Below are 14,258 nucleotides of genomic sequence, written 5' to 3'. Positions count from 1 at the left end.
CAGACCTCAGCGGTAGGCGTTGGGGGTGGAACAGGCGCGGTGCAACAACGCGGTCAGCATGTGCAAACCGTTGCGCATGTCCTGCTCGTTGGTGAACTCCGCTTCGTTATGGGACACGCCATTGCTGCTCGGGATAAACAGCAGGCAGACCGGGTAGTGCCGGCTCAGGCTGATGGCGTCGTGGCCTGAGACGGTGACGCTATTGCCGATGGGCAAGCCCAGTTGCTGGCCGACGCTGTAGGCCAGTTCGGAAAAACCGTGGTGCAGGTGCGTTGGCTCACGCAGGGCGCGGCTTTCGATGCTGTAGTCCGTCGACGTGGCGCTGGCGGTGGCCTTGAGGCTGGCGTCCAGGCGTTCACCCGCGGCGGCCAGCAACTCGGTGTCTGGCGACCGGTATTCCACATGCAACGTCACGCTGGACGGCACCACGTTGGGCGAGTTGGGATAGATCTCCAGGCGCCCCACCGAGCTGTGCAGTTGCGCGCCATGCAGGTCGGCCTCGGCCCGCACAGCGGTGATCGCGTGGGCGGCGGCCAGCAAGGCATCCTTGCGTGCAGCCATGGGTGTAGGACCGGTGTGGTTCTGTTCGCCGATAAAACGAATCCGTTGCTTGAGGGCAGCCCAGGTGTCGCGGACCACACCAATGGCCAGGCCGTCGCGCTCAAGGCCGCTGCCTTGCTCGACGTGGATTTCCACATAACCGGCAACGTCCAGCGCGACCTTGCCTTCCCCCAGATACCCAATCTGTTGCAGCGCATGCTTGAGGCTGATGCCATTGCCATCGCGGCAGGCCCAGGCGTCTTGCAGGGCCAGGTCACCAGTGAACACGCTGCTGCCGATCAGGCTGGGCTGGAAGCGTGCGCCCTCCTCGTTGGTCCAGTTCACCACCGCCAGGTTGCACGCCGGCACTTCGCCGCGCTCGCACAACTGCCGGGCCACGCTGGCCACCGCGACCGCGCCGGCCAGCACGCCGTAGACGCCATCAAAGCGCCCGGCACTCGGCTGGCTGTCAAGATGTGAGCCACACAGCACATAGGGCGCGTCTGGATTAAAGGTGATCAACCCGAACATGTTACCCACTGCATCCACGCGCACTTCAAAGCCGCGTTCAGTCAGCCAGCCCGCGAACACGTCGCGCACGGCGCCGTCTTCGGCCGAGGCGGCCAGGCGATGCAGGCCACCGGCCTGGGTTGCGCCGATGGCTGACGTGTCGCGGAACAGCGCCTCGAAGGTTGCAAGGTCCTGTTCACTGGGCGACAGCAAATCAGGGGTAAAGGATGTCGACATGGGCTTGCTCCAGGCGGCTCGCAAAATCGTCTGACGGCGCACGATTGGTGACCAGGGTCGTGACGGCGCTGAACGGCAGCGTATTGATGAAGGTGCGGTGGCCGAACTTGGCGTCGTCGGCCAGGATCACGCTGCGCAGGCTGTGTTTGGTCAACTCCCGGCGCAGTAGCGCCTCGGGTTCCTGGTAGTCCATGAACCCCAGCTCCAGGTCGACAGCGCCGATGCCCATGAAGGCAATGTCGTAGTGGAACTGTCGGACGAATTCCAGGGTGTGGGCGCCAATCAGCGCGTTGTCGTTGCGGCGCACATCGCCAGGCACCACCAGCACCTGGTTGGCGCTTTGTTCGGTGATCAGGCGGGCGATGTCCAGGGAGTTGGTGATGATGCGCAACTGGCTGAAAGCGGTCAGTTGCTGGGCCAGGGCCAGGGTCGAGGTGCCGGTGTCGAGAAACAGCACCATACCTTCGCTCACCAGCTTCGCCGCACACACTGCGATGCGCGTCTTGGCCTGGGGCTTGATGCGGCTGCGCACTTGCAGCGGTTGTTCTTCGTTGAGCCGCGGCAGGATCGCGCCACCGTGGATGCGCCGCAGCTTGCCGGCTTCTTCCAGGTACTTGAAGTCGCGGCGGATGGTTTCTTCGGAGACAAACAGCGCCTGCGCCAGGTCCGACGCCTTGACGCGCTGGTGTTGGGTGAGCAGGAGCATGATTTCGTCGAGACGTGGCTGGTTGAGCATAAAAGAGGTATTCCAGGGCAGGTTCAGGCGGGCGGTATTGCGCGACCCACGGCGAGACGCGGCGCAAGCCGGTCCAGCAGGGAGCATAGAGCGTAATACGGCCATGGACAGGGTCACGGGGTACCTCTCACTCGTCAGGGTGTGAAAGGGCAGGACAACACAAAGCGTTTATCACGGGCGGGCTTCTGTTGAGCTCACTCCGGGTGCAATCAATCAGGGACTCAGCATCGGGGGGAGGTGCTGATCCCAAGGGGCGATGGCTTCCACGGCTGCGCAGAATTGCAACACCTGGGCATCGGCAAAACGTGGGCCGATCACCTGCAGGCCAATCGGCAAACCGCTCGGGCTGAAGCCGCAGGGCAGGCTGGCAGCGGGGTTGCCGGTGATATTGAACGGATAGGTAAACGGCGTCCACCGGGCCCAGGGCACAGCGCCCTCCTCGCCTGGCCAGCCTTCTGGCGCAACCCGGTCGGCGGCGAACGGCAGGATCGGCATCGTCGGCATCAACAACACGTCGTAGTCGTTAAACAGCGCGTGTACCTGATTGGCGAACAGTGCACGTTGCTGCACGGCCTTGAGGTAGGCCGCCAAGTCGTAATCGGCGGAACGTTTGATCAGTGCGGCGAAGCCTGGGTCCAGTTGGTCAAGGCGATCGGCCAGGGATTTGCCGTAGGCGATCCCGCGCCCGCCAACCCACAGGGTTTCGAAGGTGGCCAGCGGATCTTGCCAGTCCAGGGTCAGGGTGGTGACGGTGACCGGCAGCTCATCTGCGAGGTAATGCACCGCCGCTTCCACGGTGGCGGCGATGACCGGGTCCACGGGCGTATCGAACAAGGTCGGGCAGTACGCCACGCGCAAGGGGCCCAGCGGCTGGTCGCAGCGCGCCAGGTAGGACTCGGTGGGCGCGGGCAAAGCCTGGTGATCCAATGGGTCGGGGCCGGAAAGAATATCGAAGAGCAACGCGCTGTCGCGCACGGTGCGGGTGATCGGGCCGGCGTGGCTGAGCATTTCAGTAGCGGACCAGGGCCAGGTGGGGATGCGCCCGAGGGAGCCTTTAAGAGCGAATGCACCGCAGAAGGCACCGGGAATCCGCACCGAACCGCCGCCATCGGAGCCCAGCGTGGCCGGGACCATGCGTGCCGCCACGGCGATGGCCGAGCCGGAGCTGGAGCCGCCGCTGGTGAGTTGGGGATTCCACGGGTTGCGACCATTGCCGAAGACCCGGGAGGTGCTGGCGCCGGTCCAGCCGAATTCGGTGGTAGCGGTCTTGCCAAGGATGATCGCGCCGGCCTCTTTGAGGCGGCGGATGATCGGAGCGTCCTGGATGGGAACGTTGTCCAGGCCCGTGAGCGAACCGCGAGTGGTGCGCAGGTTGGCTGTGGAGAACAGGTCTTTGATGCCGAAGGGGATGCCGTGGAGCGGGCCGCGAAACCGGTTGGCCTGTGCTTCTGCGGTCAGGATTTCGGCTTGTTCCAGCGCAGACTCGGTGTAGACATCGCCAAAGGCATTCAGTGTGGAATTGTGGGTTTTGATGGCTTCGAGGCTTTGCTCGACCAATTGCACGGGGGTGAGTGTGCCTTGGCGGATACGGTCGGCCGCGTCTAGCACGCTGGGCATAATGGACCACGAGGCTTCTGTGTTCATCGAGTATCCTGGGACGTATGCGAAAAGGTCCGATGGGTACGTCAATAAACGCCTCGAGGCGGGCGAGTGTCAAGTTGGATTTGTTGTTTATGTGGCTTTTGTGGATTTATTTTTCACCCGGTCAACTCCACGCCACCACCAGCAACCCCGCCCCCAACACCAAACACAGCGGCGAGTAGAAAAACGTATCCAGCCGCGCAAACCGCGACCCGCCGACCTTCTTGAAAAAACCCACCAGCTCCGAATCCCCAATCGCCCGGGCAAACATCACCAGTGCCACTGCACTGATCCCCCACTGCAACGCATGATTGGACACCGGCTCGAAATACAGCCCGGCCCGCAAACATACCAACACCGCAATCGCCACCAACCCCACGCCCACCAGCAGCGTCCCGAGTGCCGACGGCTTGAACGCCGGACGTGATCCGCTGGCGAATTCACCCGGCAGCTGCGGAATAGCCGCCGTCACACCCAATTTGCCTCCGGCCGCCCAGTACAAATGCACCAGGCTGATACAACCAAAAACCCCGACAATCCATCGCGCGACTAAAAAGCTCATGGCTGGATATCCTTGGAAAAGTCCGGAAGAGGATAGACCTCTTGAGATTTTTTGCAGGCAATTCGTCGGCGGCTGATGATAAAGTGCCGCCCCATGAAACTCGCCCGTACCGACCGCTCGCTCATTGCCTGGATGCTCTACTGCTGCGTCCTGTTCAATGTGTTCGCCTGCAGCATTGGTCATGGGCAAATGGTCGGGATGCAGCTCAACGGCATCGGCGGCCAGTTCTGTACGGTGGACCCGCGCACCCAGGTGCCGGCGCCTTACAAGTCCACCGATGAATCCCTGCCCACGCTCTCGAAGGCCTTCGGTTGCCCGCTGTGCTCCACCGGCGGCATGGGCCCGGCGCTCAACTCCAGCCTCAATGTGGCGGTGCTGCCACAACCCCACGCGCCGCCGCCGGCCATCGTCGCCAGCGCTGACATTCCTGCCCGCTTCACCTGGCCTGCGGCTAATCCGCGCGCCCCGCCCGCCTTCGCCTGATACCTGCGCTTTTCTGATTGGCCCATGCGGCTGCCTCCCTCGGGAGTGCGGACGGCTGTGGGTTGTTTTCAAGCCATGTTTTTCAGGATTCAACCATGAAACATTTACCCCTTTTGGCGGGCCTGTTCGGCTGCCTGCCTGTCAGCACCTGGGCGATTGAGCTGGCACCGACCACCATTGATGGCGAGCAAACCGGCGAGGCCGGCCTGGCCCTGGATCAATCCAGCGGCATGGCCTCGCGTCTGGGGCTGAGCGTGCGGGAAACCCCGGCGTCCATCAGCATTGCCAATCGCAACGACATCGAGCGCCGAGGCGCCAAGACGTTTCAGGACGCGGCCAATACCCTGCCCGGGGTCAATGCCAGCGCGCCGCCGGGGTTTGGCGGTTTTATCTCTTATCGGGGTTTTACCAGCAGCCAGATTACCCAGATGTTCAATGGCGTCGCGGTGTCCGGCGGCCTGGCTCGCCCGGTGGATGCGTGGATTTATGACCGGGTCGAATTGGTCGGCGGCCCCTCCTCGTTGATCAACGGCGCCGGTTCCGTCGGTGGCTCGCTGAATTACGTGACCAAGCTGGCCACCCGTGAGGAACAAGCCGCCGAAGGGCAACTGACGTATGGCAGCTACGACACCGCCGGGATGGCCTTCGGCCTGAACCACGCCCTGACCGAGCCGGGCGCCGACGTCCAGCATTACGCGCGCCTGGACGTAAGCCGCAACACCAACCACACCTATATCGATCGCCAACAGCGCGATGCCTGGAGCGTGGCGTTTTCCCTGCTGAGTGACTTCACCCCGAACCTGTCCCACACCCTGGCCCTGGAATACCAGGACGAACACGAAGACAGTCCCTACTGGGGCACGCCGGTGCTCAACCCGAAGTCCGGCGAGTTGAAGATCGACAAGCACAACCGCTTCAATAACTACAACGTGGCCGACGGTCGTTATGAGCAACGCACAATCTGGGTCCGGTCGATCATCGACTACCGGATCAACGACAGCACCACCCTGAAAAATACCCTCTATCACCTCGACAGCCAGCGCGACTATCGCAACCTGGAAACCTACCAGTACAACGCCGATAACAGCGCGGTGAATCGCTCCACGGCCTATCAGGTGCGACATCAGGGTGAGCAGAACGGCAACCAGTTCGAGCTGCGCCATGACGACACATTCTTCGGCTTGAGCACGACCTGGTCGGGCGGCTTTGAGTACAAGGTCAACAACACCACCAACAACCCGTTGAACGTATCCGCCAAAAACACGGTGGACCCGAACAACTACGATCCGGGGCATTTCTATGATCTTCCCGGCACCAAGCCCGGCTTCGACCCGGACAAGACCAACGCCGTCACCACCAAGGCGTTGTTTGTCGAAAACCGCCTGGGCCTGACCGACAAACTGTCGCTGCTCACTGGGCTGCGCTACGACGCGATTGACCTTGAGGTCACCAACCACCGGGACATCACCGCCAGCAATCCACGGCACGTCAAGCGCAGTTGGGAACCGGTGACCGGGCGCATCGGCCTGACGTATCAGTTCATTCCACAAGCCAATGTCTACGTGCAATACAGCACCGCCGCCGAACAGCCGAGCAGCACCACCCAGGTGTTCGACGTGTCCACCGGCAAACAGTGGGAAGTGGGCAGCAAGTTCGACTACCTGGACGGTCGCGGTTCGGCCACCGTCGCTGCCTACAGGATCGAGCGCAAAGACTTCGCCGTGACCGACCCGCAGGACCCGACCAGCAGCATTCCGGTGGGTGCGCAGTCGTCCAAGGGTATCGAGCTGGCCAGTTCGTTGCGGGTCACGCCCAAGCTATTGGTGGAGGGCAACTACGCCTGGGTCGATGCCGAGTACGAGGACTTCAACGAGAAAACTGCCAGCGGCGCCGTGGTGTCGCGCAAGGGCAATACGCCGACCAATGTGCCCAGGCAGGTGGGCAATGTGTGGCTGACTTATGACTTTGCGGAGGATTGGCAAGGGGGTGTGGATGCGCGGTATGTGGCGTCGGTGTATGCCGACAACGCCAACACCCTGACGGTGCCGGCGTATACCTTGTTTGGGACGTTTTTGACTTACAAGGTGGATCAACACACCTCCGTGACGGGCCGGGTGCGTAACCTGACCAATGAGGTGTATGCCGAATTTGCCCATGTGTCGCCGGCGTATTACCTGGGGTCGCCGAGGACGTTTGAGCTGGCGGTGCAGACCAAGTTCTAAAGCCCGGCAAGTTCCAAGGCAAGAATGAGGTCAGTGTGGGAGCGGGCTTGCTCGCGAATGCGGTGTGCCAGTCACTGCATCTGGCGACTGATACACCGCGTTCGCGAGCAAGCCCGCTCCCACATTTTTGATCTCAATCGGGCTGTTATATCGGTGTTATTTCAGGCTGGCTTCGACCTTCTGGGCCACGTCCTCAGTCAGCCACGCCTTCCAGACTTCCGGATGATCCTTGAGAAACGCCTGGGCAACTTCACGTGGCTGGCTATGCTTCTCGCTCATCTCGGCCAGCGCCTTGTTCAAGGGTTCGATCGGAAAGTCGACCTTGGCAAAGAACTCGGCGATCTGCGGATGCTCTTTCTGGAACGGTGTGGACACACCAATGCTCAGCTTGGAAGCCAGTGAACGGGTGGGTTTCGGATCGGGATTGTCCGCATCCGTCAGTGTCTTCCACGCCTCGGCATCAAATGGCGGCTCTTCCAGCTGGATCAGTTTGTAGCGCCCCATCAGCGGCGTAGGTGACCAGTAATAGAACAGCACCGGTTTGCCCCGGCGGATCGACGAGGCAATCTCGGCGTCCAGCGCAGCACCCGAGCCACTGCGGAAATTCACGTAGCTGTCATCAAGCCCATAGGCCTTGAGCTTTTGCTTGTTGACCACTTCCGAGGTCCAGCCAATCGGGCTGTTGAGGAAACGCCCTTTGCTCGGCGCTTCAGGGTCCTTGAACACGTCCTTGTAACGCGCCAGGTCCTTCACGCTGCGCAGGTCCGGCGCCAGGGGCTTGATGCCTTTGGCCGGGTCGCCCTTGACCACGTACTCCGGCACCCACCAGCCTTCAGTGGCGCCCTTGACGATATCCCCAAGGCCCACCACTTTGCCTTCAGCCTCGGCCTTGACCCACACCGGGCTGCGGCCGGCCCACTCTTCGCCGATCACCTGAATGTCGTTTTTCGCCAGGGCCGTTTCCAGGGTAATGGTGGTGCCGGGCAAGGTGTCGGTGGGCAGGTCATAACCCTTTTCGACAATCACCCGCAGCACCTCGGTGATCAGGCTGCCGCTTTCCCAGTTAAGGTCTGCAAAATGAATCGGCGCCTGGGCGGCCGACACCGGCAGCGACGCCGACAGACTCAGGGTCGTCAACGAGGCCGCCAACAGCGCTCGAATTCCTTTCATGCTTTGCACCTCATGCCTACAGCCATAGCGAACGGCTTTGCTGTAACACCGCGAAGCCTCTGAATACTTAAGTCAACTCAACTGTAGTAGAGGTTCCGGCGAACATGGCATGTCGCATGCTTTTACGGCGGATTGGTCAGCCGCTGCAACTCGCGGCGCACCATGCTGGCGAATTCGGCGGGCTTGAGTTCATACAACTGGCCGGCGACCCAGTTCAACCAGGCGCCCTGCAACTCGGACTTGCGGGCAAACAATTGCGCCGCCCTGGCTTGCGCATCGAGCAGGTGCTGCTCGTGGAACTGCGCCCTACCCTGGCTCATTACTCGCTGGCCTTGAAGGTCACGAGTTCACCCTTGCGCCATTTGGCGGCCTTGCCGGTGACGGCCTTCAGGGTTTTGGTCAAGCCTTCTACCAGTTGCTCATTGGCGGCGAACACCAACATCACACTGTGGCCTTCCTTGAACACGATGCCCTGGCCTTCGGCCGAAGAGACAAAGGCGTAATCGCCCAGGCCATACACCGTCAACTTGATATCGCGAAACTTCAACTCGAACTTGCCGCCTTCGCGACTGGGCAATACGGCGGCCCGGAAATGATCGCCGACCTTGAGTTCCAGGCGTGGCTTGTCGTCCACCACCAGCGCCGCTTCGGTATCGATCTCGGCGATGTAGATGCCTTCAGGCGTCTGCTCAGTGATGTAGACGAAACGGGATTGAAACTGCTTGACCAACTTTGCGCGCAAATCACCCAGCACGAATAACGCGTGCATATCCAGATTACTGACTGCCAAGGAAACGCCCCCACATCAAAAAGGTGCTGCCCACCCAAGCGGGCAGCACAAAAAAACGGCCGAAACGGCACGATCACACAACACATCCACTGAAAAAAACTGAAGAAGACCACGCTGCCAAGCCATAAGACTAGTACAGGCGTGCCCGACGCACCTTACGCAGGTCGCCAGGCGTTGCAGGAAATCACAGGTTTAACGACCAGAGAACACTGGCCGACCTACTTCAGACAATAACCTTTTAAAAATGCAGTTTTCCGACATCCAACACAGAAACTAATGCCTTGGATGGAACCGGACGCCGGTTGCTGACAACAATACTAAAACAGCACCACGGGTTAAAACCACCCGAAATACTGCAAACGGGTCCGCAAGTTCAATCGACAGGAGCTGATTATGCAACGACATCAAGCGATTGCCACCCCCTCGAACACGGGTTCATCTTTTCTGGATGACGGCCAATTCTACTCCCTATGCGCCCACGACGGTGGCCTGCATTCGGCGCTCTATCGGGTGTTGCCCGCCGGCAGGAACTTCTTCCATATTCTTGAAGTGCCCAGTGGGCGTGTCAAAGGCTTTCGCAGTGGCCATAGCGAGGCTTGCGAACTGGCCAGGCAATTGGAAGCCATCCTCTGCGCAACCCAAGGTTGAACGCCTGGGTTGTCGTTTCGTCATCTGGTTGACTTTACTGCGCCGCCGGTGCGTAACAACTGCCATACTGGTCCGTCCATTGAGATTTGTCCCCTTGCGGTTCAGGTTTCATCAGCGCAATTACCTCCAAGGGAAGGCTATACGTGACGGAATTTGATATTGGCGAGTTTTTCATCCATGGCGAAGCCAGAGAAGTAGACGGTGAGTTCCAGGCCGTGATTGTGATGCGGGCCAAGGCTCCCCTGACCACCGTGACGACCCACCAGGTAGAAAAGGACCGCTGGTTCAAAACCGTAGACGCCGCCAACACGGCTGCCAAGGATGCCGCCAAAGCCCTTAAGGCCGCCGTCGATTCAGGCGCGCTGACTTCCTGATTAACCGGCGCGAAAATCCGATCGAACTCTGCCCTGCCACAACCCTCCCATGCATACGATGATCAGCCCGCATGGAGAACGATATGGAAGCGCAGACCTACACCCTCGAAGACCTGTTTGAACAACTTGGAGAAGATTCGTCACCCGAAGGGATTGACGATTTTATCGGCAAACACACCCTGCCCAATGACGTAAAGCTGATTGACGCGGATTTCTGGTCACCGCAACAAGCCCAATTTCTTAAAGATGAACTGCGTGAAGACGCTGTTTGGGCAATTGCGGTCGATGAGCTGAACCAGCGCCTGCACCAGCAACCCTGACCTTTCAATGCAGGCTGTCTGACTGCTCCAGGTGCAACAGCGCCTCCCAGGCAGCCCTGCACTCTTCGGCTTCGTCGCGGCTGGCAAACGCCGTGCCGCGCTGCTCACCGTTAAGCAACACCACCCAACAGGCCTTCTGCCCCAACGCACGCAGGGTGGGCGGTACGCCACTGCCAATCATCACAGCCACATCGACTTTGGTTTGCATGGAACGCCTCCAGAGAATTAGTTAGCTGGCTAACAATGTTCGCCATGCTACGGTTTTCCTCCAGTTGGAAAAAGCTATCCCCGGAATAGCTCCCTTGCATAACCTGCAACAATCCCCCCCTGATCAGCGCCCCTCGGGTTTGTAGCCCAGGCGCAAGCCGCCCCAATGCCGGCCATTGACCGTGATCGGCACCGACAGGTCGTGCATCAACTCACCGGTATCGCGAGTGTAGGTCTGCAACAACACCGCCTGCTGGTGGCTGCCACAGCGGATCCCGGTGCGGTCTTCAAACTTGCGCTTGGTGCGGTTTTGCACCGCGTCCACCTGGGCATCGCCGGTCAGCGTTTGGGAAAACACGTTGTTGTGGGTCGGCACATAACCCTGTGGCGTGCAGGCAATCGCGAACACCAGTCCTTCATGCCGAGGCAACAAGGCTTCCTGGATCGCCGGCAGTACCTGGTCGGTATAGCCATCAAAACGCGTGTAGTACTTGCTGGGCTGAGTATTGGGAATGGGGGTGTAGTTGCGGTCGAACAGGTCATCGAGGCTGATGCGATTTTGCAGCACGTCAGCTTCAAACTGCGCGGCAATCCGGCTGGCCCCTTCGCGGGCCAGGTCATAGATACGCTGGTGATAGTCGTCCAGGCCAACCTCGGCGAGGCGCTCGCTGATGGTTTCAGCCTGCCCTTCCATTTGTACGGCAGCAGCGGCCAGCTGTTGGGTCTGTTGGTCGCTGACGGTCAAATCGCTGCGCATCTGCTCCACCGCATGGAACAGGCTGTCGAGTTGGTCGCGGTTGGTATCGGTGCCCTGGGCGATCTCGTTGACCTGGCCCTCCACGTTCGCCGCCAGGGTAGCGATGCTGTCCAGTTGGTCCCCGGCGTGCTCTACCTGCTCTACGCCGGATTGCAAATCCGCCGACAACTGCCGGATCTGCTCCACCACCTGGGCGGTGCGCTGCTGGATATCCGCCACCATCAACCCGACTTCATCGGTCGCCGTGGCGGTTCGCCCGGCCAGGCCACGCACCTCGTCGGCGACGACCGCAAACCCGCGACCATGCTCACCCGCCCGCGCGGCTTCAATCGCCGCGTTCAAGGCCAGCAGGTTGGTCTGGCTGGCAATCGACTGAATCACCAGGGTGACACGCTGGATTTCTTCGCTGCGCTGGCTTAACGCCTCAATCAATTGGCGACTGTCGTTGGCACGCTGGCTGAGCTGGTGCATGCGGGTGATGGATTGCGCCAGCACCTCACGCCCTTCGGTACTGCGTTGATGGGCCTGGCTGGCAGCGCCGAGGGCCTGGCGACTCAGTTCGGAGGTGACTTTCTCGGTGTCGATCATCACTTCGGCACTGCTGACGATCTGCTGCGCCGCGCTTAACTGTGATTGCAGCCTGGCCGCCAGTTGCTTGACCGAATAGGCCACGCCGGCAGCAGACAATGCGTTATGACTGGTGGTGTAGGAAAGGTCGCGGGTCAGCTCGCCGATGGCATCGGTGGCTTCGGAAGGCGCGGCGCGGGGGGGCGCTGCGTCAGGCGAGGTAGCCAGATCAGTAGCAGGGCTACCGGCAGGCACAAGTAAATCGACAGTTGGGCGAACGCCAGGCCCAGCAGCAACAGCACCAAGGCGGTACTTTGCAGGAGCGGCGTCAACCAGCCGGGCAACTGTCGCGTCACCGGAGGGGGTGACACTGCTGCGCCCATGAGAGATCCGTCTCCAGCCATGTTCGTTACCCCGCTGCTTGTCGTTATTGTGACTGCATTAGACGCCACTACGTAGCCATTATCCATGGGCCTTTAGTGGGGGGCTTGCAGCAGATCAATAGACAGCGGTAATACGGGCGAAATCTATGTAGGAGCGAGCTTGCTCGCGAAGAACCTGAGAGCACCGTTGGGTATCAGGTTTCCCGCGTTATCGTGAACGACCTTCGCGAGCAAGCTCGCTCCTACACGGGGGCATCAGGCTTGGCGCTGGTGCTTGTCGATTTGCTCGTGGCGCTCTTGCGCTTCGATGCAGTACTTGGTGGTCGGGCTGATCAGCAGGCGCTTGAGGCCAATAGGCTCGCCGCTGTCATCGCACCAGCCGAAGGAGTCTTCCTTGATACGGCCCAGGGCCTGCTCAAGTTGCGGCAGCATGCGCTGGTCGCGGTCGATGGCATTCACCAGCCAGGTGCGCTCTTCTTCGACAGACGCGGCGTCCGCCGGGTCAGCCGGGGTGTCCAGGCTTTCAATGGCGATGCGGTTCTGCTCGATGCGCTCGTGGTGTTCCACTTTCATGTCTTGCAACAACTTCTCGAAAAAAGCGTGCTGCTCGGCATTCATGTAGTCATCCGCCGGCATGGCCAGCAACTTTTCCTTTGTCATTGATTTCTCTATAAAAAATACGTGCATTAAGGCGAATAAGGGAGCGTTCCGGCCGACCTCTGCAGGTCTCGGAAAGGCGCCGTCCATTTCAAGCGCCACCCGGCACTCAATTTACGAGGGGCGGCAGTCTAAGGCCGACTTGAGGGCTCAGCAACTGAAATGACAGGCATTTTTTCCAAGATAACCCGCAAAGGCACCAGGACGGGCTCGGCGAACGGTCATCGGAGTGCGTTTATAGCAAGAAATTCAGTGTTGTGGAGCTATATAGAAGACAAACGGTTAAATGTGGGAGCGGGCTTGCTCGCGAAGGCAGTGTGTCAGTCACTGAATGTTTAACTGATACACCGTCTTCGCGAGCAAGCCCGCTCCCACATTTCGACCGATGCGGCCGTGAGGACCGCGTTAGCGCTTGAGTTTGCGCTTGTTGCGATACTGGTCGATCACCACCGCCACCACGATGATCAGGCCCTTGATGATGTCCTGGATGTACGCGTCCACGCCGACGAAGGTAAACCCGCTGGCCATCACCCCGAGGATCAGCGCGCCGATCACGGTGCCGGTGATGCGCCCTACCCCGCCCGCCAGGCTGGTGCCGCCGATCACTGCGGCGGCAATCGCGTCCAGCTCATAGGACATGCCCATGCCCGCCTGCCCGGTGGCGGCCCGTGCCGACGCCACTACACCGGCCAGGCCGGCCAGCAAGCCGGCGATGCTGTAGACGATGATCAGGTGGCGCTTGACGTTGATCCCCGAGGTACGCGCCGCCTGCATGTTGCCGCCGATGGCGTAGGTGTATTTGCCATACTTGGTGTAGCGCAGGGCGATATGGAAGATCACCGCCACCACCAGGAAGATCACCACCGGCATCGCGCCGTGGCCGATGGCCGTGTAGGAGTCCGAGAGCATGCTCACCGGCTGGCCTTCGGTGTAGTAACGCGCCAGGCCACGGGCCGAGACCATCATGCCGAGGGTCGCAATAAACGGTGGAATCCCGGTGACCGCAATAATGCTGCCGTTGATGGCCCCCGCCAGCAGCCCCACACCCAGCCCCATCGCCACCGGTATCCACACCGGCAGGTCAGTCAGGGACGGAAACACCGCACGGGAAAAGTCAGAAGTCTGCGCCAGACTGGCGGCGATCATCGCCGACAAGGCCAGCACCGAGCCCGAGGACAAATCAATCCCGGTGGTGATGATCACCTGAGTCACGCCAATTGCCAGCAGGCCGATGATCGACACTTGCAGGATCATCAACACCAGGCGCTGGGAGTTCATCAGAAAGCTCTGGTCGCGCACGATCCAGCCGAACAACTCAAACACCAGGCCGATGCCAATCAGCACCAGCAGGATGCTCAGCTCGGTGGGCATGCGTCGACGGTGCTTGACCGGCGCAGTGGCGGGCTTCTTTTCCTCGGGTTTGCTTTCCAGTATCGCGTTCATAACCACTCACC

At 60.6% G+C, this 14,258-nt stretch carries 16 protein-coding genes; 5 read left to right on the top strand and 11 right to left on the bottom strand.

Translation table 11 applies throughout. The annotated features are described in order from the left end of the window. Positions 1-6: 6 nt before the first annotated feature. The 4 genes from NVB75_RS33010 to NVB75_RS32995 form a co-directional block, all read right to left on the bottom strand. A complete protein-coding gene (locus NVB75_RS33010; protein ID WP_258345200.1) occupies positions 7-1,287 on the bottom strand; it encodes a M20 family metallo-hydrolase in 1,281 nt (426 codons plus the stop codon). Next, positions 1,265-2,023: a DeoR/GlpR family DNA-binding transcription regulator gene (locus tag NVB75_RS33005; protein ID WP_258345199.1), complete on the bottom strand. Its 759-nt coding sequence runs from the start codon at positions 2,021-2,023 to the stop codon at positions 1,265-1,267. The genes NVB75_RS33010 and NVB75_RS33005 overlap by 23 nt, the downstream gene beginning before the upstream one ends. A 213-nt stretch (positions 2,024-2,236) precedes the next feature. Next, a complete protein-coding gene (locus NVB75_RS33000; protein WP_258345198.1) occupies positions 2,237-3,667 on the bottom strand; it encodes an amidase in 1,431 nt (476 codons plus the stop codon). A 121-nt stretch (positions 3,668-3,788) separates the two neighbouring features. Further along, on the bottom strand, positions 3,789-4,226 hold the full coding sequence (locus NVB75_RS32995) for a DUF3995 domain-containing protein (RefSeq protein ID WP_258345197.1): 438 nt from the start codon (positions 4,224-4,226) through the stop codon (positions 3,789-3,791). Positions 4,227-4,319: 93 nt separating this feature from the next. On the opposite strand from NVB75_RS32995, the gene NVB75_RS32990 reads away from it, so the two are divergent. Together NVB75_RS32990 and NVB75_RS32985 are read left to right on the top strand one after the other, a co-directional pair. Further along, on the top strand, positions 4,320-4,709 hold the full coding sequence (locus NVB75_RS32990; protein WP_258345196.1) for a DUF2946 domain-containing protein: 390 nt from the start codon (positions 4,320-4,322) through the stop codon (positions 4,707-4,709). A 95-nt stretch (positions 4,710-4,804) separates the two neighbouring features. Continuing rightward, positions 4,805-6,931 carry a TonB-dependent siderophore receptor gene (locus NVB75_RS32985; RefSeq protein ID WP_258345195.1) on the top strand — a complete coding sequence of 709 codons (2,127 nt, stop codon included), beginning with the start codon at positions 4,805-4,807 and terminating at the stop codon, positions 6,929-6,931. 156 nt (positions 6,932-7,087) lie between these two features. Here the strand turns inward: NVB75_RS32985 and NVB75_RS32980 are convergent, their stop codons facing one another. From NVB75_RS32980 to NVB75_RS32970, 3 genes are all read right to left on the bottom strand, one after another. After that, positions 7,088-8,101 (bottom strand): ABC transporter substrate-binding protein, encoded by a 1,014-nt coding sequence (locus NVB75_RS32980; RefSeq protein WP_258345194.1) that lies wholly within the window; start codon positions 8,099-8,101, stop codon positions 7,088-7,090. Between the two features lie 122 nt (positions 8,102-8,223). Further along, positions 8,224-8,421: a hypothetical protein gene (locus NVB75_RS32975; RefSeq protein ID WP_258345193.1), complete on the bottom strand. Its 198-nt coding sequence runs from the start codon at positions 8,419-8,421 to the stop codon at positions 8,224-8,226. Beyond that, a complete protein-coding gene (locus tag NVB75_RS32970; RefSeq protein ID WP_258345191.1) occupies positions 8,421-8,870 on the bottom strand; it encodes a hypothetical protein in 450 nt (149 codons plus the stop codon). Before NVB75_RS32970 ends, NVB75_RS32975 begins: the two co-directional genes overlap by 1 nt. A 414-nt stretch (positions 8,871-9,284) precedes the next feature. Here NVB75_RS32970 and NVB75_RS32965 point away from each other — a divergent pair, with 414 nt between their 5' ends. The 3 genes from NVB75_RS32965 to NVB75_RS32955 all read left to right on the top strand — a co-directional run bounded on the left by NVB75_RS32965 (position 9,285) and on the right by NVB75_RS32955 (position 10,233). After that, entirely contained in the window at positions 9,285-9,539 is a 255-nt protein-coding gene (locus NVB75_RS32965; RefSeq protein ID WP_258345190.1) for a hypothetical protein, read from the top strand. Between the two features lie 143 nt (positions 9,540-9,682). After that, a complete protein-coding gene (locus NVB75_RS32960; RefSeq protein WP_076016221.1) occupies positions 9,683-9,913 on the top strand; it encodes a hypothetical protein in 231 nt (76 codons plus the stop codon). 83 nt (positions 9,914-9,996) lie between these two features. Then, a complete protein-coding gene (locus NVB75_RS32955) occupies positions 9,997-10,233 on the top strand; it encodes a DUF2789 domain-containing protein (protein ID WP_003214711.1) in 237 nt (78 codons plus the stop codon). A 4-nt stretch (positions 10,234-10,237) separates the two neighbouring features. Here NVB75_RS32955 and NVB75_RS32950 read toward each other — a convergent pair whose 3' ends face one another. The 4 genes from NVB75_RS32950 to NVB75_RS32930 all read right to left on the bottom strand — a co-directional run bounded on the left by NVB75_RS32950 (position 10,238) and on the right by NVB75_RS32930 (position 14,247). Beyond that, positions 10,238-10,441 carry a hypothetical protein gene (locus NVB75_RS32950; RefSeq protein WP_003214710.1) on the bottom strand — a complete coding sequence of 68 codons (204 nt, stop codon included), beginning with the start codon at positions 10,439-10,441 and terminating at the stop codon, positions 10,238-10,240. Between the two features lie 123 nt (positions 10,442-10,564). Beyond that, entirely contained in the window at positions 10,565-11,785 is a 1,221-nt protein-coding gene (locus NVB75_RS32945; RefSeq protein WP_258348829.1) for a methyl-accepting chemotaxis protein, read from the bottom strand. 617 nt (positions 11,786-12,402) lie between these two features. Continuing rightward, positions 12,403-12,807: a TraR/DksA C4-type zinc finger protein gene (locus NVB75_RS32935; protein ID WP_003214706.1), complete on the bottom strand. Its 405-nt coding sequence runs from the start codon at positions 12,805-12,807 to the stop codon at positions 12,403-12,405. 402 nt (positions 12,808-13,209) lie between these two features. Then, positions 13,210-14,247 (bottom strand): ABC transporter permease, encoded by a 1,038-nt coding sequence (locus tag NVB75_RS32930; protein WP_088425630.1) that lies wholly within the window; start codon positions 14,245-14,247, stop codon positions 13,210-13,212. Positions 14,248-14,258 lie beyond the last annotated feature (11 nt).

It is taken from the genome of Pseudomonas sp. CBS (assembly GCF_024734645.1).
GTDB lineage: Bacteria > Pseudomonadota > Gammaproteobacteria > Pseudomonadales > Pseudomonadaceae > Aquipseudomonas.
The sequence above is the reverse complement of the archived record's forward strand: the minus strand, read 5'-3'. Positions and strand labels throughout refer to the sequence as shown.

Coding starts and splice junctions, on each gene's coding strand:
- NVB75_RS32980 (WP_258345194.1), bottom strand. CDS start 8,101: ATGAAAGGAATTCGAGCGCTGTTGGCGGCCTCGTTGACGACCCTGAGT.
- NVB75_RS32990 (WP_258345196.1), top strand. CDS start 4,320: ATGAAACTCGCCCGTACCGACCGCTCGCTCATTGCCTGGATGCTCTAC.
- NVB75_RS32950 (WP_003214710.1), bottom strand. CDS start 10,441: ATGCAAACCAAAGTCGATGTGGCTGTGATGATTGGCAGTGGCGTACCG.
- NVB75_RS32945 (WP_258348829.1), bottom strand. CDS start 11,785: ATGATCGACACCGAGAAAGTCACCTCCGAACTGAGTCGCCAGGCCCTC.
- NVB75_RS32975 (WP_258345193.1), bottom strand. CDS start 8,421: ATGAGCCAGGGTAGGGCGCAGTTCCACGAGCAGCACCTGCTCGATGCG.
- NVB75_RS32970 (WP_258345191.1), bottom strand. CDS start 8,870: ATGCACGCGTTATTCGTGCTGGGTGATTTGCGCGCAAAGTTGGTCAAG.
- NVB75_RS33010 (WP_258345200.1), bottom strand. CDS start 1,287: ATGTCGACATCCTTTACCCCTGATTTGCTGTCGCCCAGTGAACAGGAC.
- NVB75_RS32965 (WP_258345190.1), top strand. CDS start 9,285: ATGCAACGACATCAAGCGATTGCCACCCCCTCGAACACGGGTTCATCT.
- NVB75_RS33000 (WP_258345198.1), bottom strand. CDS start 3,667: ATGAACACAGAAGCCTCGTGGTCCATTATGCCCAGCGTGCTAGACGCG.
- NVB75_RS32935 (WP_003214706.1), bottom strand. CDS start 12,807: ATGACAAAGGAAAAGTTGCTGGCCATGCCGGCGGATGACTACATGAAT.
- NVB75_RS32930 (WP_088425630.1), bottom strand. CDS start 14,247: ATGAACGCGATACTGGAAAGCAAACCCGAGGAAAAGAAGCCCGCCACT.
- NVB75_RS32985 (WP_258345195.1), top strand. CDS start 4,805: ATGAAACATTTACCCCTTTTGGCGGGCCTGTTCGGCTGCCTGCCTGTC.
- NVB75_RS32955 (WP_003214711.1), top strand. CDS start 9,997: ATGGAAGCGCAGACCTACACCCTCGAAGACCTGTTTGAACAACTTGGA.
- NVB75_RS33005 (WP_258345199.1), bottom strand. CDS start 2,023: ATGCTCAACCAGCCACGTCTCGACGAAATCATGCTCCTGCTCACCCAA.
- NVB75_RS32995 (WP_258345197.1), bottom strand. CDS start 4,226: ATGAGCTTTTTAGTCGCGCGATGGATTGTCGGGGTTTTTGGTTGTATC.